The organism is Pedobacter sp. SAFR-022 (assembly GCF_051965375.1).
GTDB lineage: Bacteria > Bacteroidota > Bacteroidia > Sphingobacteriales > Sphingobacteriaceae > Pedobacter.
In genome coordinates this window covers 1-21,564 of sequence record NZ_JBQCME010000002.1, presented here as the reverse complement: position 1 = coordinate 21,564, position 21,564 = coordinate 1, and the positions used below count along the sequence as shown (strand labels likewise).

Annotated in this window: 16 protein-coding genes; 5 read left to right on the top strand and 11 right to left on the bottom strand. The window is 44.7% G+C overall.

Annotated elements, in window-relative coordinates:
- Nucleotides 1-14 precede the first annotated feature (14 nt).
- From ACTHQF_RS05885 to rocF, 5 genes are all read right to left on the bottom strand, one after another.
- Nucleotides 15-3,152 (bottom strand): SusC/RagA family TonB-linked outer membrane protein, encoded by a 3,138-nt coding sequence (locus tag ACTHQF_RS05885; RefSeq protein ID WP_440429008.1) that lies wholly within the window; start codon nucleotides 3,150-3,152, stop codon nucleotides 15-17.
- 728 nt (nucleotides 3,153-3,880) lie between these two features.
- Entirely contained in the window at nucleotides 3,881-4,426 is a 546-nt protein-coding gene (locus ACTHQF_RS05880) for an SAM-dependent methyltransferase (RefSeq protein WP_440429007.1), read from the bottom strand.
- A 16-nt stretch (nucleotides 4,427-4,442) separates the two neighbouring features.
- Nucleotides 4,443-5,822 carry an APC family permease gene (locus ACTHQF_RS05875; protein ID WP_440429006.1) on the bottom strand — a complete coding sequence of 460 codons (1,380 nt, stop codon included), beginning with the start codon at nucleotides 5,820-5,822 and terminating at the stop codon, nucleotides 4,443-4,445.
- Between the two features lie 215 nt (nucleotides 5,823-6,037).
- Nucleotides 6,038-7,819, bottom strand: coding sequence for an arginine--tRNA ligase (argS, locus tag ACTHQF_RS05870; protein WP_440429005.1), 1,782 nt, complete (start codon nucleotides 7,817-7,819; stop codon nucleotides 6,038-6,040).
- A gap of 4 nt (nucleotides 7,820-7,823) precedes the next feature.
- Complete coding sequence (gene rocF, locus ACTHQF_RS05865; protein WP_440429004.1) at nucleotides 7,824-8,774, bottom strand: arginase; 951 nt, start codon at nucleotides 8,772-8,774, stop codon at nucleotides 7,824-7,826.
- A 103-nt stretch (nucleotides 8,775-8,877) separates the two neighbouring features.
- Here rocF and ACTHQF_RS05860 point away from each other — a divergent pair, with 103 nt between their 5' ends.
- A complete protein-coding gene (locus tag ACTHQF_RS05860) occupies nucleotides 8,878-10,269 on the top strand; it encodes an arginine decarboxylase (protein WP_188625920.1) in 1,392 nt (463 codons plus the stop codon).
- A 107-nt stretch (nucleotides 10,270-10,376) separates the two neighbouring features.
- Here the strand turns inward: ACTHQF_RS05860 and ACTHQF_RS05855 are convergent, their stop codons facing one another.
- Complete coding sequence (locus ACTHQF_RS05855) at nucleotides 10,377-10,811, bottom strand: Hsp20/alpha crystallin family protein (protein WP_440429002.1); 435 nt, start codon at nucleotides 10,809-10,811, stop codon at nucleotides 10,377-10,379.
- A gap of 71 nt (nucleotides 10,812-10,882) precedes the next feature.
- Here ACTHQF_RS05855 and ACTHQF_RS05850 point away from each other — a divergent pair, with 71 nt between their 5' ends.
- A complete protein-coding gene (locus tag ACTHQF_RS05850; RefSeq protein ID WP_440429001.1) occupies nucleotides 10,883-11,395 on the top strand; it encodes an acyl-CoA thioesterase in 513 nt (170 codons plus the stop codon).
- On the opposite strand, the gene ACTHQF_RS05845 is transcribed toward ACTHQF_RS05850, so the two are convergent.
- Both ACTHQF_RS05845 and folB read right to left on the bottom strand, forming a co-directional pair.
- Nucleotides 11,392-12,789, bottom strand: coding sequence for an FAD-binding oxidoreductase (locus ACTHQF_RS05845; protein WP_440428999.1), 1,398 nt, complete (start codon nucleotides 12,787-12,789; stop codon nucleotides 11,392-11,394). The genes ACTHQF_RS05850 and ACTHQF_RS05845 overlap by 4 nt on opposite strands.
- A gap of 34 nt (nucleotides 12,790-12,823) precedes the next feature.
- Nucleotides 12,824-13,189, bottom strand: a complete 366-nt coding sequence (gene folB, locus ACTHQF_RS05840; protein ID WP_440428998.1) for a dihydroneopterin aldolase — start codon at nucleotides 13,187-13,189, stop codon at nucleotides 12,824-12,826.
- 62 nt (nucleotides 13,190-13,251) lie between these two features.
- Here folB and ACTHQF_RS05835 point away from each other — a divergent pair, with 62 nt between their 5' ends.
- Nucleotides 13,252-14,442: an acyl-CoA dehydrogenase family protein gene (locus tag ACTHQF_RS05835; RefSeq protein WP_440429627.1), complete on the top strand. Its 1,191-nt coding sequence runs from the start codon at nucleotides 13,252-13,254 to the stop codon at nucleotides 14,440-14,442.
- A gap of 5 nt (nucleotides 14,443-14,447) precedes the next feature.
- Nucleotides 14,448-14,831: an SRPBCC domain-containing protein gene (locus ACTHQF_RS05830; RefSeq protein ID WP_440428997.1), complete on the top strand. Its 384-nt coding sequence runs from the start codon at nucleotides 14,448-14,450 to the stop codon at nucleotides 14,829-14,831.
- Nucleotides 14,832-14,932: 101 nt separating this feature from the next.
- Here the strand turns inward: ACTHQF_RS05830 and lysA are convergent, their stop codons facing one another.
- Both lysA and ACTHQF_RS05820 read right to left on the bottom strand, forming a co-directional pair.
- The gene (gene lysA / locus ACTHQF_RS05825; protein WP_440428996.1) at nucleotides 14,933-16,111 is read right to left on the bottom strand and encodes a diaminopimelate decarboxylase; all 1,179 of its coding nucleotides are present in this window, start codon (nucleotides 16,109-16,111) and stop codon (nucleotides 14,933-14,935) included.
- A gap of 240 nt (nucleotides 16,112-16,351) precedes the next feature.
- The gene (locus tag ACTHQF_RS05820) at nucleotides 16,352-17,662 is read right to left on the bottom strand and encodes an aspartate kinase (RefSeq protein WP_440428995.1); all 1,311 of its coding nucleotides are present in this window, start codon (nucleotides 17,660-17,662) and stop codon (nucleotides 16,352-16,354) included.
- A 396-nt stretch (nucleotides 17,663-18,058) separates the two neighbouring features.
- On the opposite strand from ACTHQF_RS05820, the gene ACTHQF_RS05815 reads away from it, so the two are divergent.
- Nucleotides 18,059-19,792 (top strand): phospho-sugar mutase, encoded by a 1,734-nt coding sequence (locus tag ACTHQF_RS05815; RefSeq protein WP_440428994.1) that lies wholly within the window; start codon nucleotides 18,059-18,061, stop codon nucleotides 19,790-19,792.
- A gap of 74 nt (nucleotides 19,793-19,866) precedes the next feature.
- Here the strand turns inward: ACTHQF_RS05815 and tal are convergent, their stop codons facing one another.
- Nucleotides 19,867-20,964, bottom strand: coding sequence for a transaldolase (gene tal, locus ACTHQF_RS05810; RefSeq protein ID WP_440428992.1), 1,098 nt, complete (start codon nucleotides 20,962-20,964; stop codon nucleotides 19,867-19,869).
- Nucleotides 20,965-21,564: the final 600 nt, after the last annotated feature.

The window sequence follows — 21,564 nt, the reverse complement described above, 5'->3', positions numbered from 1 at the left end:
TTACAAGCGGGGGTTTAGAAGCCAAAGTTTAAACCTAAAACAATGGTCCTTGCGTTAGGACTCTGGTTCTTGTCGATCCCCTGTGCGATAGCGCTGTTTGCATTTGTCGTTACCTCTGGATCTACCCCGGAGTAGTTGGTTAACAGCCACAGGTTCTGTCCACTTACAAACACTCTTGTATTCGTCAACTTAAACTTGCTGATGAAGCTTGAGGGCAGGTTATAGGAAAGCTGTGCACTCTTCAAACGCAGGAAGTCGGTAGAACTCACATTGATGTCGAGTGGCATGGTGTTACCATTGGAAACATTATCCCCATTGATCACCCTCGGAATGTCGGTTTGCTGTCCCGGCTGCTGCCATCTGCGCAGCATGTCCACTTCATTGTTCCAAAAGCGGTTGTCGCGCAGGGAGGCCTGGGTACCATTCATCATGTGACCACCAAGCTGGTAAGTTAGCAAGATGTTCAATTCAAAACCTTTGTAGTTAAACACGTTCGACAAACCTCCGAAGACCTTCGGTGCAGACTGCTTGTAGATCACCGCGTCAGAAGAGGGTGTGATGGCTGGTGCCTGAGTGTTATCTTCATAAGACCATTGGTATGGTGATGGAGCTCCAGCACCGGCGACATGCTGATAGAAAACCTTTCTTCCCGATTGATCCAGGAAGATCCTCCGACCGGTAGCAGCATCTACACCGCCGGTACGAACTGCATAGAGCATACCTGCAGAATAGCCTGGCAAGGTGATCGTTAAGGCGTCGTTAGTACCCGAGATAATACTTGGAACACCTTCCGCAAGTTCAAGCACCTGGTTCTTATTGGTTGTTAAATTGAAATTTGCATTCCAGCTGAAATTCTCCTTACGTATCGGGGCGCCTCCAATGGAAAACTCAAATCCCTGATTATACATTCGACCTACGTTTTGCATGATGGAATTCGCGTTGGAATTGGGAATACCAACTGAAGGAGGCAGCGGAACACCGAAGATCAAGCCATCGATGTTGTTCCTGTAATAGGCCAGCTCACCGGTGATCTTGTTGCCGAACAAGCCAAAGTTTACACCTACGTCAGTTTTCTTGCTGGTTTCCCAGCGAAGGTCGGAGTTCCCTGTAGCGGAATAGATTAAGCCCGATTGTCCGCCATAAAGTGCCGCGGAATAGGTATTGATGGCGCCAAAATCACTCAACCCACCAACGTTACCCACCTTACCGTAACTTGCACGGAATTTCAGGCTGTTCACCACATCTTCCAGCCCTGCCTGCGACCAGAAGCTCTCCTTGGCCACATCCCATCCTGCAGAAAAGCCCCAGAATGTACCTCTTTTGTTGTTGGCACCCAAGGCGGAGTATTCATCAACACGATAGTTACCGGTCAGGAAATATTTCTGCTGGTAGTTGTATTGTAAACGAGTGAAAAGTGAGAACAGGTAGTTATCAAAAACATTATTTGAAGTGTTATTCAGAAAGACATTCTGCCAGCCACCCTGAATATTGGTGTACAAGGGGTCTGTCTGTCCGGTTACGCGAACGCCGAACTGGTTACCGTCGGTTTTCTGTTCTTCCTCTCCAAGTAGAAAATTGAAGCTGTGGTCACCAAAGCGCTTGTCTGCAGACAAGGTATTGGTCCAAACCCAGCGTTCACGTCGTGATTGTACGCTCGCACTCGCTCCATTGGTGGAAATCGCTTCACCGGTAAGCGGACTGAAGTAGTTCTCAAAGGTTACGTAGCGATAATCTATACCATAGATAGACCTGAAGGATAACCAGGATAGTGGCTTAATTTCCACGTAGGCGTTGGATTGGATGCTGTTCACCCTATTGTTGGAATAGTTGTGATCCATCGACAGTACAGGATTATAGAATCCAAGCCTCGACTGCCCGGAAAGATGGTTCGCATTGTCTTGAAGACCAAGAAAGCCGGCCGTGGTCGTGTTGTATGAGCCATCTGCATTGAATGGTCCCACGATGGGCGCACTGATCAATGCAACCCTCGCCATCCCGCCGGAAGCCGATTGGTTACCTCTAGAGCCGTTAGACATGGCTGAGGCATTAAGCTCGTTGTTATAGTTAATCTTGGCGCCAATGCTTAGCCAATTGGTTGTTTTATTGTCAACGTTGAAGAGCACCGACTTACGGTTGAAGTCCGTTTTACGAAATATCCCTTCTTGATCGGTGTACCCTACAGAAGCATAATATTTGGTGGATTCGGTTGCGCCGGAAATATTTACGTTGTTAAACGTGGATATCCCCGTGCGATAGATATGGTCATACCAACGGGTGTCTATACGGTTGCCGTTAGCATCCAGAGAGAAGTCGTAGTAGTTTGTAGCTGGATTGAAGGTTCCTTCATTTCGCAGACCCTCATTTTTGAGCTCAACATACTGTGCTGCGTTCAGGAGCTTTGGCAGGTTGGCGGCAGTATTGAAGTTCAGCGTGCTGGAGAAGTTCACCTTAGCTTTTCCCATGCGCCCCTTTTTCGTAGTCACGAAAACCACACCATTAGCGGCCCGACTACCGTAAATACTGGTTGCAGCAGCGTCTTTCGCGATGTCGATACTCTCAATGTCTGCAGGATTGATGGAAGAAAGTGGGTTATTCGAAGCATTCCCGATACCTGATTCTTCTTCACCTGTGAAGCTCGGTACGCCATCAATAACCACCAGTGGATAGGAACTCAGCGACAAGGAGTTGGTTCCACGGATACGGAATACTGGTGGTTCATTCAGGTTTCCAGAGTTCACCGTGACGTTTACACCGGAGGCTCTACCGCCCAGCGCACCTTCAAAGCTGGTCACAGGTTGCTCCGCAAGTGCACTTCCTTTTACACTGGAAATGCTACCAGTTACTTCGGACTTCCGCTGCGTGCCGTAGCCAATTACGGTTACTTCCGCCAGATCTGATTTGTTGGGTTGTAAAGAAACATTTACAGTAGCATCAGCTTTAACCTCTCTAGCGTCATAACCCACAAAGGAGATTACCAGAATCGCATCGGAGCTTACGCCTTTGAGGCTGAAATTACCATTGCTATCCGTCATCGTGCCTTGAGCGGTACCTTTGACCTTTACGGATGCACCTGGAAGTGGTGTGCCTCTCTCATCGAGCACGCGACCACGGATATCAATAGGCGGCTTACCAGGAAGTAGTTTCAAAGACATCCTTGTTGCTGTGGGCAGCGCAGGATATAAGTTGCTCCCTGTATTTGAATTTACATTCGGCAGTCCAATGTTAATCGAACTTGCGTAGGCATTGGTTTGTAGAAAAGTAAAAGTTAATGCAAATAGTAATTTGTTTTTAGATAATTTAAGTTTAAAGGTGGGCGTTAAATTTTTGTGCTTAAGACAGCAGTTCAACCTTTGGTAAGGCACATTAAAATTCATACTTCATGTAGGTTTAGGGATTATTGATTTACGTGGTTTATTGAAGAGGCATTAATTTTCTTGCTTATTCTTCATCTTAAATCTTTACATAGGCGATCTTATTTATGGTTAACAGAATCATTGTTGTAAAGCTGCTCTGACCCTAAATCGTATAACTTTCTTTCGCTATCTCCGAAATGTTGGGGCAGTTTTCTTCCCTCCCGACCATTTTCATGGGTTTTCAGGATAAATTTTGAATCAAAATTTCTGGAATGGCTGTTTTTCTATTACTTAAATGTAAAATAGTAAGATTTGAAATAACATTTTCATAATAATTTCGTTACGAAAAGGAAATTTTTTACTCTAACCCTATCGATCACTAATATATTATCAACATTTAGATATAAAGTTGATGAATTCATCATTTACAAACACCTGTTTTCAGCCAGAACGGGATTTCACACCAATAGAAAAGCGCCTGTCAGATAGACTGCAGGCGCTTTCCACATATAGTATCTCTTGTTAAGCTATTTCCTTTTAGGTACGGTCCAAAAATACAATGTTGCACCATCAACCATTTCTGTTTTCTCCGGTGCCCAATCGCCCATATCAAAAGCATGTGAAACGATCCTGGTTCCAGGTCTCAACTTTAATATTTTAGGTCGCAGTTCCATGTTTACGGTAGGTAGCAAATACATGGTGATCACTGTAGCTTTACTTAAGTCCGTGTCAAACAGGTTAGCATTAACAAACTTCACCTTATCGGTTACCCCGGCAGCCTTCGCATTCGCGTTGGCCTCCGCAATCCGTTCCGGATCGATATCATAGCCTACCGCAGTGACACCGTATTGTTTAGCGGCAGCAACCACAATCCGGCCGTCACCGCAGCCGAGATCGTAAAGCACATCTCCTTTTTTTAAATTGGCCAGCTTCAACATGCCATTGACCACCGCCGGTTTAGTAGGCACATACGGCACATCAAGTTGGGGCTTTTTCGGGGGTTGTTGCGCAAGGACAGGGTTACTAGCCGCAGTTGCGACAAATAGAACGAGTAGGACTTTTACTGCTTTCATGATTCTTGAATTTAGGTTAGATATTTGGTTGATTTAGTTCTAACGTGGGTACCGCCTGAAAGAACATTTGTAAAAGGAAGCCCACGATCAGCACAGCAATACCAACCAAGGCGCCAACACCTGTATACATCAAGCTGGAGTACAATAAATAAGCGCTGCTTAAACAGAAAATTGCAGGTAACACGGGATATAAGGGCACGCGAAATGGCCTGTGGACCTCCGGTGCCTTCCTCCGGAGAACGAACAGGGAGATGCCGACCAGGAGAAAAAAGAACCAGAATACCGGTGCCGTATATTCTACGATGGTCTCGAAGCCACTCCTGGTAATCAGACCCAGACTAATCAAAGCCAGCGAAATCAGTCCCTGCACCAGAAAGGCATTTACCGGTCCTGCAGCCTGACTGTTCCATTTACCTAGAATAGAGAACAGCTTGAAATCCCGGCCCAAGGCATAGTTCGTTCTGGCACCAGTGAAGATGGTCGCATTTACCGATGTTAATGCAGAGAAGGCGACCAAAATGCCAATCAGCCAAACGCCTGTCGGACCCCAGACCTGCCGAAGCAGATCCACCCCTACCGCATCCGAGCCCGCCATGGCCGTATGCCCTAAAGCGCGACTGAAAGCCAGGTTCACAAGCAGGTAAACAACTGTAATGATCAGAATGCTGATGATTAGCACGCGCACCATACCACGTTTACCAGACTTCAACTCCGCAGAAATGTAAGCGGCTTCGTTCCAGCCACCGAAGGTGAGCAATACGAACACCATGGCCAGGCCTAGAAAACTGCTAGCATCAGCGGGTGTCGCTGCCACTGCCGCAGCAGGTTGTACAACACTGACCTCCTCAGCGGCGGGTGCGATAAAAAGGCCAACGACAACGACCAGCAACGCACCGGCCACCTCTGTGGTGGTAAAAATCTTCTGCGCCAGGGTGCTCATGCGGATGCCAGCGATATTGATCGCCGTTAATATAATCACGATCAGTGCAGCATAAATTACCGAAGAATAGGTTCCGAGGCTGAATACCTGAGAAAGGTAATCGCCGAAAATATAAGCCAGGACTGCAATAGAGCCAGTCTGGATAATGCTCATCCTTGCCCAGGCAAAAAGGAAAGCCAGGCGTTTACCATAAGCACGGCTCAGGAAATGATAATCTCCTCCCGTGTTCGGAAATGTTGTGCTCAGCTCAGCATAACATAGCGCCCCAATCAAGGACACCAGTCCACCCAAAACCCAGGCCAGCAGGAACATCGTTTCGGAGTTGGTGTTCGCTGCAACCAATGAGGGCGTGCGAAAAATGCCAGCCCCGATGACAATACCAACAATAATTGCAACAGCATCAATTACGCTGAGTTGCTGTGCAGGCCGCTGTTGCGGTGTAACATTGTCTCCCATGGTAACCAGGTTAGGGTTATCGTACTTAAATAAAGTTAATCATTATGAAATAAAAATCATCATACAAACTGATTAACAATAACTTAGAATATCGTTATTTTAAATTCAGGTAGATTCCGAAAGTACCATACGCCTCTGCGCAAGCCGCTGCAATAAAAAAGCGCTTGCTCCAGATAAAGGAACAAGCGCTTGAAAGAGATAACAACGCTGTGCTATTACATACGTTCAGGAACAGTGATGCCCAGAAGGCGCATACCTGCTTTTAAAATGTTTGCCACAACCGCACTCAGGTTTAACCGCAATTGTCTCATCTCCGCATTTTCCTCTTTAATGATCGGCGGAACCTCGTGATAAAACTTATTGAACATCTTCGCAACTTCGTACAGGTAATTTGCAAGGCTCGCCGGACTAAATCCTTTGGCTGCTATCGCGATTTCACTTGGGTATTTTGCCAAGAGCATGATCATCTCCAGTTCCGTATTCGAGATCGCCAGATCCGGAGAAGTCGTAGCAGCGCTCGAGTAAGCCGCCTTACTTAAGAGGGATTTAATCCTTGCATGAGTATACTGTATAAAGGGACCGGTATTTCCTTGGAAATCAATTGACTCCGCAGGATCAAAAAGTAAACGCTTCTTAGGCTCTACCTTCAACAAGAAATACTTCAAGGCACCAAGACCAATATTGTGATACAAGGTTTCTTTTTCTTCCTCCGAGAAGTCGTTGATTTTACCCAGTGCCTCTGTCTTCTGCTTTGCGGTTTCGATCATCTCTTTAACCAGATCATCGGCATCTACAACCGTTCCTTCCCTGGATTTCATTTTCCCGTTCGGCAGATCCACCATCCCGTAAGACAAATGGTGCAATCCTTTAGCCCAGGTTTTACCCAGTTTCTCCAGAATCAAGAACAACACTTTAAAGTGATAATCCTGCTCATTTCCAACCACATATATGGACTCATCCATTGCAAAATCATCATACTTCATCTGCGCGGTACCAAGATCCTGCGTAATGTAAACAGAAGTACCGTCCGCTCTTAATACCAGCTTCTGGTCCAGTCCATCTTCCGTAAGGTCGATCCACACAGAACCATCTTCCTTTTTAAAGAAGACGCCTTTAGCAAGACCTTCCTCTACGGTGTCTTTACCTAAAAGATAGGTATTGCTTTCGTAATAATATTTATCGAAATCTACGCCAAGGTTCTTGTAACTCACCGCAAAACCATCGTACACCCAGCCATTCATTGTGCTCCAAAGCGCCTTTACTTCAGGGTCTCCATTCTCCCAGGCAAGCAACATCGCTTGTGCTTCCTTAATCAGCGGGGCATTTTTCTTAGCTTCCTCTTCCGTCTGCCCTGCTTCCTTTAGTGCATCGATTTCTTTCTTGTATTCTTTATCGAAAATAACATAGTACTTCCCAACCAGGTGATCACCTTTGATGCCAGAGCTTTCCGGCGTTTCACCATTGCTCCATTTCTGCCAGGCCAGCATTGACTTGCAGATGTGAATACCACGATCGTTTACCAGGTTCACTTTGAACACCTCAGCACCATTTGCTTTCAGTAGCTCGGACACGGAGTAACCTAACAGGTTATTGCGCACGTGTCCCAGGTGCAAGGGTTTATTCGTATTTGGCGATGAATACTCCACCATCACCTTTTTACCGCTTGGAGGGATTATGCCGAAGTCGGGTTTAAGCACCTCATTATTAAACAGATTAAGCCAGTAAGCCTCCGCGATACTCAAGTTCAGAAAACCCTTGATCACATTAAAGCCAGTAACGTCCTCCACATGCTCCTGCAGGTAAGCACCAAGCTCATTTGCCGTAACCTCCGGCGACTTCTTGGAAAATCGTACAATCGGGAAAACCACTATGGTCAGCTGGCCCTCAAATTCCGGACGGGTATCCTGAAGCGCGATCTGGCTTTCCGGGAGCTCCTGATTGTATAATGCTTTAACTGCAGCAAGTGTTGCAGCAATAATATGTTGTTCTATATTCATAATTCTAATCGTTTCTGAAAGCGTTTGTCACTTTCACTAATATTTCGAAGGCATGCTCGGCCATCTGGTTTTCGCGATCGAGTGTTGGGTTAACCTCGACGATCTCAAAGCAGCAAACTTTGGGATTGGTCACCATCCTGGAAAGCATAATGCCCGCTTCACGCTCGGTTAGACCACCGGCCACCGGCGTTCCCGTACCGCGGGAAGAAGCAGGATCCAGTGCGTCCACATCGAAGGAGAGCAGGATCACATCACAGTGATCCAGGTACATCATCGTTTCAATCACAACCCGTTCCACACCTCTTTTTCGTACCTCTGCCGTACTGAACATCTTTACATTGTTCTTCCGCAACAGGTAATCTTCAGGCTTCTCGGTGTCGCGCACAGAAATCAGCACCAGGTCTTCATATTTGATTTTCGGTGCAATATTACCTACATTTTTTAGCTGATACCAATAATTTATCGTTTCCTGGTCTAATTGATTCACCTTGGAGTTCAGATTATCCTCATCCAACGAGATGGCTAATGGCATCCCATGCATGTTTCCAGAAGGCGTTGTATATGGAGAATGCATATCAGCATGCGCATCAATCCAGATCACCCCCAGCCTGCTCTTGGGAAATGCTGCCTTAATTCCAGCGATGGTTCCAGCGGCACAACTGTGGTCGCCACCAAGTACTACCGGAAAATGCTTTTCCTGCAAGGTATCTCGCACCATGTCGCTGAGCCTTTCAGTCATCGTGAGGATACCCGAAATGCGCTTGGCATAAGCGCTGCCCGAACTCTCGAGTAAAAGGTGATTTTCGTTGGGTACTTCAACACAGGCGTGTTTCTTGAAAAAGCGGCTGCCATAATCCAGCGCCGCGATCTTTATGGCGTCTACACCCAGACTTGCGCCCCTTGTTCCGGCACCAATTTCTGACTTAACTTCAATGATTTTTAACGATTTAGTCATAAATTAAATAGCCGTCTGTTTTATAAAGCGTTTAGATTATCTTTGAGCCCAAAATAACTCATTTTTAGCCACCCTAAAAAAATATCGTTCAAAAATATAAAAAATGCAGAGTTACTCCGAATTTCTTGATCTAAGCGTTGGTTTTCCGCAAGAAGGCTACAGCGTTATAGACGACGAATTATATTTCCAGGATCTGAATTTGATGGAAATGATTGAAACCTACGGCACTCCCCTACGGTTCACTTATCTTCCAATGATCAGCAAAAAGATCCAGCAAGCCAAGATTCTTTTTCAAACCGCAATTATCAATAATAACTACCGCGGCGACTATAAATACTGTTATTGCACCAAAAGCTCTCACTTCCGTCACATCGTAGAAGAAGCTTTGAAAAACAACATTCACCTGGAAACATCTTCGGCCTTTGATATGCCGATGATTGAAGCCTTGGAGAAAAAAGGTGTGCTAACGAAAGATATCACTGTAATCTGTAACGGCTTCAAAACGTATCAATATAAACAGTATATCATCGATATGCTGCACGACGGTTACAAAAACATTATTCCTGTTTTGGACAACAAAGAAGAGTTCAACCTTTTCGATGATGAAGTTGAGCTTGAATCACCTTGTAACCTGGGTATCCGCATTGCGGCGGAAGAGCAACCAGATTCACAGTTCTATACTTCCCGCTTGGGTGTACGTATGGAGGATGTGATCGACTTCTACAACAACAAAATCTCTTCTAACCCGAACTTCAGGGTTAAGTTATTACACTTCTTCATCAACTCTGGTATCACGGACTCTCCGTACTACTGGAACGAACTGGAGAAATATGTAACCTTATACTGCAAGTTTAAAAAGATCAATCCAGAGCTGGACACCTTGGATATTGGTGGCGGTATGCCATTCAAAGACTCCCTGGTATTCGACTTCGATTACGAATACATGGTAAATGAGATCGTAAAACGTATTAAAGAAATCTGTGCGGAACACGACGTAATGGAGCCTGATATCATTACAGAATTTGGTAAATATACCGTAGCAGAAGCTTCAGGTATCTTGTATAAAGTACTGGGTCGCAAGCAACAAAATGACCGTGAGAAATGGTTAATGCTTGATGGTTCTTTCATCACCAACCTACCAGATGTATGGGCTTTAAACCAGAAATATATCTTGTTGCCGATCAACAACTGGGACGCAGAGTATGAACGCGTAAACCTTGGTGGTATTACCTGCGACGGCCAGGATTACTATAACCAGGAAGCACACATGAACTCGGTATTTATGCCGAAAACACGTAAAGTGCAGTACCTTGGCTTCTTCAACACTGGTGCTTACCAAGAAGTATTAAGCGGTTATGGTGGTATTCACCATTGCTTATTGCCAAGTCCTAAACACGTGATCATTCGTCGTAACCGCGATGAAACCTTTAACTTCGAGGTGTTTGGTGAAGAACAAAACAGTAAACAAGTATTGAAGATCCTGGGTTACACCTAGATCTTAGATCTCCAATAAAGCTATTCAAAAACAAAGCCCGGCTGAACCATTCAGCCAGGCTTTTCTTTTTATCGCTAAAATTGAACCTTAATTACTTAATTCCAGAATTAAGCTACAGTAATGGTTTTAGGTGCATTCTGCGATTCATCTTTTTTACCTACGGTGATGTATAATACCCCGTTGGTATACTCAGCAGAAATCTTCTCTGCATCTACGCTTTCAGGTAACATGAAGGACCTGGCAAAAGAGCTGAAATCAAACTCTCTGCGGCTGAAATCTCTCTTCACTTCATCTTCAGCAGCTTTTTTCTCTACCCATAAAGATAAAGTGTCTTTCTTCACGTTAAGTTGAAAATCTTCTTTGTTCAACCCAGGAGCAGCAACTTCAATCACGTAAGCTTCTGCATTTTCTGAGATGTTTACAGCGGGCATTTTAGTGATGCTATAGTTTTTGTTTAATGCTTCACTGAACAATGAATCAAATACATTGTTGAAATAAGGTGCGCTGTTTCTGGTTCTGTTGTTGAAATTTACTAGTGTCATATCTTGTTCTAATTAATTTTTTTATTTTTAAATACATTTCCCATTATTCAACTCCCATACCAAAGCAGAAAATGATGAATTTAAAGACATTGTGGCAGTCAAAATCAAACGAATCAGACAAAACGACCGAACACATCAACGATATCGACAGTTATAAGTACAAGACCGTGATCGAAACCCGTTTTGCTGATTTTGATATGATGGGCCATGTAAACAATTCGGTATACTTCACCTACATGGAAATTGCACGGGTTAAGTATTGGAAACATGCTATCAATTGGGACTGGAAAAAGACAGGAGTTGTAATCGGACAGGCCGCACTGAAGTATATCGTCCCTATCTTTCCGGAGGACCAGATTCACATGTACGTGCGCACGTCCAGGATTGGCCGAAGTAGCTTCGACCTGGAATACCTGATCGTAAAGAAAAAGGATGGGAAGGAAATTGTTTGCAGTAAAGGCATGACGGCCTGCGTTGCTTATGATAATCAAAGCAAGCAGGCCACCCCTATTCCCGAGCGGGAAAGAAATAAAATGATTTTATTTGAACAGCTGGTCAGCGCTGAAGTTAACCCGGAGGTTTAGAAGATCTTTCCTGGATTCAGGATACCATTAGGATCGAAGATCTGTTTAATACCGCGCATCAGGTTCAGATTGATTTCTGCATACTTCAGCGGCATGAATTCCTTTTGCACCAACCCGATCCCGTGCTCACCCGAGATTGTACCGCCCAAAGCAGCAGTAAGTTCAAAGATCTCTGTAATACCAAACTTAAGTTTGTTCTTCCAGTCATCGTCGCTCATGCCTGCTTTGATAATGTTAACATGCAGATTGCCATCGCCAGCATGCCCGTAGCAAACGCTGTCAAAGCCATATTTTGCTCCAATCTCTTTGATCCCGCTGATCAACTTTGGCAATGCTGCCCTTGGGACTACCGTATCTTCCTCCTTGTAAACCGAGTTTGACTTAACCGACTCCGCCATCACTCTCCGCATTTTCCAGAGTTCTTCCTTTTGCGCGGCTGTGTCTGCGAAAAGCACTTCTACACAACCCTGAGCTTCCAGCACGGAGTTCGCCTTTTCACAATCCTTAAAAATGGTATCCATATCATCGCCATCAAACTCCAGCATCAGAAAAGCGTTTACATCGTCCTTAAGATCAAACTGGATATTATCATATTTAATCACCCATTCCACCCCTTTTCGCTCCATAAATTCCAGCGCGGATGGGGTCATGCCTGCGCGGAAGATCGCAGACACGGCAGCACAGGCAGCTTCGTTCTCCGTAAATGATGCCAGCATCAACACACTGTGGCCTATAACCGGAATTAACTTCGTCACGATTTTGGTTACTACACCCAAAGTACCTTCAGAACCAATCATCAGCTGCGTCAGGTTGTAACCAGATGCATACTTCAGGGTATTCGCACCAGTCCATATAATCTGTCCGTCGGGCAGCACCACTTCCAGGTTCAGTATATATTCACGGATGGTACCATATTTCACAACACGTGGGCCGCCACTACCGTGTGCCACATTTCCACCAATGAAGCAGCTGCCTTTGCTAGATGGGTCTACCGGGTAACGCAAACCAAACTCTCCTACGGCATCCATAAACTCCTGTGTGATCACACCTGGTTCTACGGTCGCCTGCAAGTTTTCTGTATCAATATCAAGAACCTTCTTAAATTTCTCCATTGAAAGCAAAACGCCGCCATGCACAGGTAAGGCACCACCACTTAGTCCTGTTCCACCTCCTCTTGGCGTAACCGGCACCTGATGTCCATTACAAACCTTTAGCAGGGCAGATACCGCAGCGGTGTCCAGGGGCTTCACCACGACCTCGGGGTAAAACTTCAGGTCTTCTGTTTCGTCATGGGCATAGTTAGCGAGCGACTCCTCGTCAAGGAACACATTGGCTGCGCCTACAGCTTCCTTAATCAGATCTACTATTTGTGGGGTAATTTTATTGAAGTTCATTTTCTCAGTTTAGTACGATGCTGGATCAGGTTGATTAATTTTGCTCGGCGGTATATTCCAGTTGCACAAAGGAATGGTCAATCTGCCCGGGCATCGGCGGATGTAGCTTTTTAATACCCACCACTACATTCAGCACAAAGGGGAATGCCACCTTCACTTGTTCAAGCATATCATGCACCACTGTTTCGAGCAGCTTTTGCGTGCGCTTCATGCTTTCCTGAATAATATTGTTCAGCACCTCGTAATTCACCGTATGTTGCAAATCTTCAGTGTCGCCGGTTGGCTTAAACTTAACTTCTATACTCACCAGGAACTGCGTTCCGAGCACCTGCTCCTCCGCATAAAAGCCGTGGTAAGCAAAACATTTTACATCTCTTAAAGCAACCGTTTGTATCAGCATATGAAGTGTAAAGTTATATATTTGAATGAACATTCACAGCCGAAAACCATATCCGCATGATGATGAACAGATCCGGAAAGCAAGACCTATATGAGTCACCAGACTATTTTCTCCTTGACGAACTGCTGTCAGACGAACACAAACTGATCAGATCCACTGCCCGCGAATGGGTGAAAAGCGCTGTAAGTCCCATCATTGAAGACTATGCCCAACGTGCTGAGTTTCCGAAACAGCTGATCGCCGGACTGGCAGATCTTGGTGCTTTCGGCCCTACCATTCCGCTGGAGTATGGTGGTGCGGGATTGGATTATATCTCCTACGGCATCCTGATGCAGGAGATTGAACGAGGAGACTCTGGAATCCGTTCTACAGCTTCAGTGCAAGGCTCGCTGGTGATGTATCCCATCTTTGCGTATGGCTCCGAAGAGCAGCGGCAGAAGTATCTGCCAAGATTAGCCAGTGGCGAAATCATGGGCTGCTTTGGATTAACCGAACCCGATCACGGATCTAACCCTGGCGGCATGATCAGCAACATCAAAGATATGGGCGACCATTACCTGCTGAATGGTGCTAAGATGTGGATCTCCAATGCCCCTTTTGCGGACATTGCAGTGGTATGGGCGAAGGATGAACAAGGCAAGATCCGCGGTATGATTGTAGAGCGCGGTATGGAAGGTTTCAGCACTCCTGAAACACACAACAAGTGGAGCTTACGGGCTTCCGCAACTGGCGAACTGGTGTTCGACAATGTGAAGATTCCAAAAGACAATATACTGCCGGGCGTATCCGGACTAAAAGGTCCTCTCGGCTGTTTGAACCAGGCTCGCTATGGCATTGCCTGGGGCGCCTTGGGTGCAGCAATGGACTGCTACGATACTGCAGTCCGTTATGCCAAAGAGCGGGTTCAGTTTGGCAAGCCCATCGGTGGTTTTCAGCTGCAGCAGAAGAAACTTGCAGAGATGATCACCGAAATTACCAAAGCACAACTGCTGGTATGGCGCCTGGGTGTGCTGAAGAATGATGGTCGTGCCACCGCAGAACAAATTTCCATGGGCAAACGAAACAGTGTAGAAATTGCGCTGAACATCGCCAGAAACGCCAGGCAGATGCTTGGCGGCATGGGCATCACCGGCGAGTTCTCCATTATGCGGCACATGATGAACCTGGAGTCGGTGGTGACCTACGAAGGTACACACGACATACACCTATTAATAACCGGTATGGATGTCACTGGCATCAATGCCTTCAAATAAAGCATATGAAAACGTTTAAGAAATACGAATACCTTCCGGCTCCACCGGAAGAAGTTTACCTGGCACTCACCAAAGAACAAAGCATACAGCTCTGGACTGGCGCTCAGGTAGAATTTACTGAAGAACCAGGCACAGAGTTTTCCTTTTGGGATGGCGACATTGTAGGCAAGAACATAGAATTTGAATACGGCAAGAGAATTGTACAGCAGTGGTACTTTGGCGAAGAAAATGAACCTTCTATCGTAACCATAAAACTACATGCAGATAAAAAAGGTACCTCACTGGAGTTTGTTCAGACCAACATTCCAGACGAGGATTACGAAGATTTCACCGGAGGCATTCAGGAACACTACCTGGGCGGTCTGCAAGATTTTTTCGAAGAAGAGTAAACAGGCAAGTTATTCAGCAACTACAAGGCTGCATGAGCTTCAAAATAAAAAGCCGCTGAAAGTATATGCTTTCAGCGGCTTTTTGCTGGCATTAAAAAAAGCTATTCTCCGAAAGCCGTGCGCACATTCTCGCGCAGGTTATAATTTGATGCCATCACTTCACCGTATGCACCAGTACTTCTAATGGCAATCAGATCTCCACGGAAGGTTTCCGGAAGCTCTACCTCTTTGCCAAAACAATCCGTGCTTTCACAAATCGGCCCAACAACATCATACCTGGTCAGCGCCTCCGCGGTGTTAGTTGCGGCAGCTATTGTCTGTGCCCGAGAAATGTTTTCTATTTTGTGGTATGCCTGGTACAAAGCCGGGCGCATCAGTTCGGTCATGCCGACATCAAGCACGATAAAGTTCTTCTTTTTACCATTCTTCACATACAACACCTGACTGATTACTGAAGACGATTGCCCAACCAATGCTCTACCTAGTTCGAAATGCACTTCCTGGCCATGTCCAACTTCAAGGAAGTCATTAAAGATCTTGAAATAATTCTCGAAATCAGGGATTTGCTGATCCGGGTTATAATAGTCAATTCCTAAGCCTCCACCAACATTTAAAACCCTGACCTTAAACCCACGTTCGGAAAACCAGGTTGAAAACTCATTCACCCGCGAGCAAAGGTTCTTGTAAACATCCAGGTTTGTAATCTGGGAGCCAATATGAAAATGTATGCCGATAAATTCCAGGTTCCCGGAGTTTTTCAATACCGTTGCACAGTCGGGAAGATCCCAGCTGTTGATGCCAAATTTGTTTTCATCCAGACCGGTGGTAATGTTATGGTGCGTATGTGCATCCACATTAGGGTTGATACGGATCGCAACTTTAGCAACTTTACCTTTTTTGCCCGCGAGTTCATTGATCACTTCAAGCTCCTGAATTGACTCTACATTGAAGCAGAAAATATCCTGCTCCAGGGCATAGTTAATCTCCCTGTCGGACTTACCTACACCAGCAAACACGATCTCTGAAGCCGGGAAGCCCAGTTCAATCGCCTGCCGCACCTCGCCCCCACTTACCGCATCTGCTCCGAAAGCCATGTCCTTAATCTTGCTCACTACCCGGGGATTGAAGTTCGCTTTCATCGCATAATGCACGTGGAAGTTGTAAGCATTTGCATGTTTCGCACAGGCATCAAGCGTTTGCTGCAGCAGATTTAAATCGTAATAATAGAACGGCGTTTCTAATTCTGCAAACTGGGCTATATCTTTATCAGAAAAATTCATTTTGAAATATCTTATTGTATTTTGTTTGGTAGGCCTGACACTGATTTACATGGGTAACTACTTTGACCTTAAAAGGCAGCGCATCACCCATGCGGAATATAACAGGCGGTTTCGGTTCACCTATATTCTTGTTTTGGTCGTAATTGCCATCCTGCTCTACCTGAGGAAAAAATGATGTTAACATTGAAGTCCGGCTATGCAGGCCTTTGAACGCCGCCGCAGCCGAACTTCAATATTCTATTAGAACAAGCGATTATGTAAACTCCTTAATGCTTCCGTCTTATCTTGTGTGTTGATCAACAGTGAAATGTTGTAATTACTACCACCATAAGAGATCATCCGGATTGGAATATGTTTCAAGGAATCCAGCACCCTTGACGCAAAACCATGTTTCTCCGGGCCAAAGTCACCTACTACACACACAATGGATTGATCTTTATCCACTTCGACAGAACCAAAGTCATGCAGCTCTTCAATAATCTTGTCCAGGTTGTCTGTAAAATCAATGGTTAACGATACCGCAACTTCCGAAGTTGTGATCATATCGATCGGCGTTTTATATCTTTCGAAAATCTCAAATACCCTCCTTAAAAATCCATAAGCCAGTAACATTCTGCTGGATTGGATCTTGATGGCCGTGATGCCATCTTTCGCGGCGATGGATTTGATTTTACCAGGTTCGCTTTCCGCGGATATTAAAGTGCCAGAGGCTTGAGGTTCCATGGTATTCAGCAAACGTACTGGTATTTTGTAACGCTGTGCAGGGAATACGGACTGTGGGTGTAGAATCTTGGCCCCAAAATAAGCAAGTTCGGCAGCTTCATCAAAGGAAAGCTTCGCAATTGGACGAGTCCCTTTAACAATCCTTGGATCATTATTATGCATGCCATCGATGTCTGTCCAGATCTGAACTTCTTCGGCCAGTATCGCCGCACCGATCAATGAAGCGGTATAATCACTTCCACCACGACGTAAGTTATCCACCTCACCAAAGGTATTTCTGCAAATAAAGCCTTGGGTGATGAACAGGGTCTGGTCAGCTGCCGCATCAATCAGCGGCTGCAGGTGACTGGAGATAAATGGAATATCCGGTTCGTTGTCTTCATCGATCTTCATGAAGTCTAGTGCTGGTAAAAGCACCGAAGCTACACCAATAGACTTTAGGTAAATATGGAATAATGTCGTAGAGATCAATTCGCCTTGCGCAAGCACTACTTTCTCCTCAATAGAAGTAAAAAGATCATTTGCCAATGCAGCAAGAAAGTTGAAGTGATAATCAATCAACTCCTGACCCTCCAGGCGGTATGGTCCTTCCGGCAAAAGTTCAGTAACAAAGATATGATAGCTTTGCTTCAGGTTATCAATCAAAGTAAGGCCACCCTGCTTATCATCCTTCAAAAGTTTGGCAGATATTTCAACTAGACTATTTGTTGTACCAGACACTGCTGATAACACTACGATTTGTTTTTCTGCCGGTTTAATGATATCCAGCAATTTAGTCATCCGCTCAGGGCTTCCTACGGAAGTTCCTCCAAACTTTAGTATTTTCATCTGTATATAATTTATTATGTGCCGAAGCGCTCCAAAAGCTTAACCATTCCAAATGGAGATGGAAGGATCAGGACCATTTCCTTGTGTGTGTATTATTAAATCTTGATTAAATAATGATTGTATACCAATTTGTTCATTAATTAGCAACGAAATACCAAAAGCTTTTAATTAATTTACTCCCAGATTGTGCTAAGAACGCGTGAAAATAGAAAAAAGCACGATCATTTAACACATTTCAAAATAATATTTGGAATCACGATAATTTAAAAGCGCTAAACAAAATGGTTTCTGGTATCAATTGGCCGATGTGTAATGGACCCGAATTTGAGCATCTACAAAACCATAAATTAGTACAACTGTTATAACAAAAATTTTAAAACAACAAGAAATATAGAAATGCAGCTAGAACCAACAACATTAGACACCATAAACAAATGGCTGAGCGGTAATTATGACGAAACCACTAAAGCAGAGATCCAGGATCTACTGGACAGGAATGAAACCACCGCTTTAACCGACGCCTTTTACCGTGACCTTGAATTTGGTACCGGAGGCTTGCGCGGTATCATGGGCGCAGGTTCTAACCGCATAAATAAATACACCATTGGTACGGCTACACAAGGCTTAAGCAACTACCTGCTAAAAAAATACCCGGGTGAGAAAATCCGCGTTGCCATTGCGCATGATAGCCGCAACAATTCCGATGTATTTGCTAAAGTTACTGCAGACGTATTTTCTGCAAACGGTATCCATGTGTTTTTCTTTGAGGCTTTAAGACCTACACCTGAACTTTCTTTTGCCATCAGACATCTGAAATGCAAAAGCGGTGTAATGCTTACGGCATCGCATAACCCTAAAGAATATAATGGATATAAAGCCTATGGCGAAGATGGTGGACAATTTACCTCACCCGATGATAAAGCCGTGATGGACGAAGTTGCAGCCATTACAGACATCAGTCAGGTTAAATTCGACCGTATCGAGGAGAATATTGAAGAGATCGGTACCGGTATTGACAAGCTGTACCTGGATGAAATCACCAAATTGTCGGTATCGCCAGAAGCAATCCTTCGTCAGAATGATCTAAAGATCGTTTATTCTCCAATCCACGGTACAGGAATCACACTTGCACCAAAAGCGCTTGCGCAGTTTGGCTTTACCAATGTGACCATTGTTGAGGAACAAAGTGAACCGGATGGTAACTTCCCTACTGTTGTTTATCCGAACCCCGAAGAGAAGGAAGCGATGACCCTAGCGCTTCAAAAAGCGCAGGAAATAGATGCGGACCTTGTTCTTGCAACCGACCCTGATGCCGACCGGGTAGGTATCGCTGTTAAAAACAATGATGGTGAGTTCGTATTATTAAACGGTAACCAAACCGGAAGTTTACTGATTCACTACCTTCTAAATGCCTGGGAAGAAAAAGGAAAGCTGGATGGTAACCAATACATTGTGAAAACCATCGTAACCAGTAACCTGATCGACGCCATCGCCGCATCTAAAAATGTAACCTGCTACAACACCTTAACCGGATTTAAATGGATCGGTCAGCTGATCACCCAATTACAAGGCAAGAAAACCTTTATTGGTGGTGGTGAAGAAAGCTACGGCTACTCTGTTGGTGAATTGGTAAGAGATAAAGATGCGATCATTTCCTGTGCTTTCATTGCAGAAATGACCGCCTATTATAAAGACAAAGGCACAAGCTTATACAATGCGCTACTGGACATGTACGTGGAGTATGGCGTGTACAAAGAAGAGTTGGTATCATTAACCAAGAAAGGTAAGTCCGGTGCGGAAGAAATTAAAGCGATGATGGAGAAATTCAGAAACAACCCTCCTGCGCAGCTGGGTGGCTCTAAGGTTACCACACTTAAAGATTACGAGCTTCGTACAGAAACCGATCTCACCAACAATACTTCCAAACCTTTGGAATTACCAAAATCCGACGTGTTGCAGTTCATCACTGAAGACGGCAGTATTGTTTCTGCAAGACCTTCAGGAACAGAGCCTAAAATCAAGTTTTACTGCAGTGTAAATGCACCGCTTGCCGATAAAGCACAATACAAAGAAGTTGAAGCACAATTAAGCGGAAAGATTGCCACCTTAATGGCCGATTTACAAGCCTAAGTTTATATCAACATCCATAAAGCAAAAAGCCCTGATCCGAATGGAACAGGGCTTTTTCAATTTAGAATAGAGGACTATTTCTTGGTCTGCTCTTCAATTGCTTTTAACAGCTTGTCGTAAGGTGCGATAAATTTTTCTACACCTTCATCTTCCAATTTCTGGGTAATCGCATCCAGGTTGATGCCTGCAGTCTTAAGTTTCTCCAGGATTTCTGTTGCTTTATCCAGATCTTCAGTCAAGCGGTCAGCTGGCTCACCCTCTGTACGATATGCTTCCAGCGTTTCCATTGGGACCGTGTCTACAGTGTTCTTGCCAATCAAAGCATCTACATATTTCGTTGCTTTGAAAGCCGGGTTTTTGCTACTGGTACTTGCCCAAAGTAAACGTTGTGGCTTAGCACCTTCTGCTTCAAGTTTTTTCCACCTGTCGGAGCTGAAAACTTCAAGGTAGATCTCGTATGCTTTTTTCGCGGAAGCGATAGCAACTTCACCTTTAAGATCACCTAATCCTTTTTCGTCCAGAACCGGATCAACCATAACGTCGATACGGCTTAGGAAGAAACTCGCAACAGATGCGATATCCGCAATCGGCTGATCTTTCTCCAGGCGCTCTTCTAATCCGGCGATGTAGGCTTCAGCTACTGCACGGTAACGATCCAAGCCAAACAGCAGGGTCACGTTGATATTGATGCCTTCAGCAATTGCTCTGCGGATGGCCTCAAGGCCTGGCTCTGTTCCAGGAATTTTAATCATTACGTTCTGACGGGCAACTTTCTTCCAAAGGTCTACAGCTTGCTGGAAGGTGCCTTCCGTGTCCATAGCAAGCCTTGGCGAAACTTCCAGGCTTACATAGCCGTCGGCGCCCCGTACTTCTTCCTGGTTATATAATGGTTTAAAAACATCAGCAGCTTGTTGAATGTCGCTGATGGCGAGCTGATAAAATACATCCTCAAAATCTTGCGTTTGCTCCGCAATACGCAAAATATCTGCATCATAATCAGACGAACTGCTGATAGCTTTTTCAAATATCGCAGGGTTCGAGGTTACTCCCCTAACGCCGTCATTGTCAATCAATTCTTTAAGTCTACCGGATTTTATGATATCTCTATCAATAAAGTCAAGCCAGATGCTTTGACCAAAATCATGTATTCTTTTTACTTTACTGGTTTCCATAAAATATCTTTAAAATAAAAAACAATAAGATCTTAAAACAGTTTGCATGTTTTATCTTATAGAAGTAAATATAACAATTAGTTTAAGCCCGCCCCAATTTGCTTAAACAGATTACAGCAAATACCGCTTTTTTGTAAATGTCAAATAAATGATGCGGCATGAAAACAAATGCGCTATTTGAGGGTTAATGAGTCATAGTGTTTTCATCTACCTATGTTTTGAGTCCGAAACGATTGTTTCGGGCTTTTTTTATGTTCAATCCTCGAGCCTACCGATCCTGTACATTCCTTCCGCTCATCGGCCATTTATGACATACCTGCTTCCAAGTTGTTAGGGGCTTGCCAGGTACTTCCTACGTCTTCACACGTACGAAGTACGAAGCAAGCCCCTGGCAAGTACGTCTCAACTACCGTCCAACCTACAGGCAGATCTGCTTCAGTCTTCCACTGTAGTATACTGGTATTTGTTTACAGTGGAAAGTCTGTTTACTGTATGTTGTTTACAATTAATACTTTATTACTGAATAATGTTTACAGTGATTGCAATTTGATTTTTACTTTATAGCTGTGTACGTTCGATATTATGGGTGTATTCCGGGGT

Coding starts and splice junctions, on each gene's coding strand:
- lysA (WP_440428996.1), bottom strand. CDS start 16,111: ATGAATTTTTCTGATAAAGATATAGCCCAGTTTGCAGAATTAGAAACG.
- ACTHQF_RS05860 (WP_188625920.1), top strand. CDS start 8,878: ATGCAGAGTTACTCCGAATTTCTTGATCTAAGCGTTGGTTTTCCGCAA.
- folB (WP_440428998.1), bottom strand. CDS start 13,189: ATGCTGATACAAACGGTTGCTTTAAGAGATGTAAAATGTTTTGCTTAC.
- ACTHQF_RS05830 (WP_440428997.1), top strand. CDS start 14,448: ATGAAAACGTTTAAGAAATACGAATACCTTCCGGCTCCACCGGAAGAA.
- ACTHQF_RS05875 (WP_440429006.1), bottom strand. CDS start 5,822: ATGGGAGACAATGTTACACCGCAACAGCGGCCTGCACAGCAACTCAGC.
- ACTHQF_RS05850 (WP_440429001.1), top strand. CDS start 10,883: ATGATGAATTTAAAGACATTGTGGCAGTCAAAATCAAACGAATCAGAC.
- ACTHQF_RS05845 (WP_440428999.1), bottom strand. CDS start 12,789: ATGAACTTCAATAAAATTACCCCACAAATAGTAGATCTGATTAAGGAA.
- rocF (WP_440429004.1), bottom strand. CDS start 8,774: ATGACTAAATCGTTAAAAATCATTGAAGTTAAGTCAGAAATTGGTGCC.
- ACTHQF_RS05880 (WP_440429007.1), bottom strand. CDS start 4,426: ATGAAAGCAGTAAAAGTCCTACTCGTTCTATTTGTCGCAACTGCGGCT.
- ACTHQF_RS05855 (WP_440429002.1), bottom strand. CDS start 10,811: ATGACACTAGTAAATTTCAACAACAGAACCAGAAACAGCGCACCTTAT.
- argS (WP_440429005.1), bottom strand. CDS start 7,819: ATGAATATAGAACAACATATTATTGCTGCAACACTTGCTGCAGTTAAA.
- ACTHQF_RS05885 (WP_440429008.1), bottom strand. CDS start 3,152: ATGTCTTTGAAACTACTTCCTGGTAAGCCGCCTATTGATATCCGTGGT.
- ACTHQF_RS05820 (WP_440428995.1), bottom strand. CDS start 17,662: ATGAAAATACTAAAGTTTGGAGGAACTTCCGTAGGAAGCCCTGAGCGG.
- ACTHQF_RS05815 (WP_440428994.1), top strand. CDS start 18,059: ATGCAGCTAGAACCAACAACATTAGACACCATAAACAAATGGCTGAGC.
- ACTHQF_RS05835 (WP_440429627.1), top strand. CDS start 13,252: ATGAACAGATCCGGAAAGCAAGACCTATATGAGTCACCAGACTATTTT.
- tal (WP_440428992.1), bottom strand. CDS start 20,964: ATGGAAACCAGTAAAGTAAAAAGAATACATGATTTTGGTCAAAGCATC.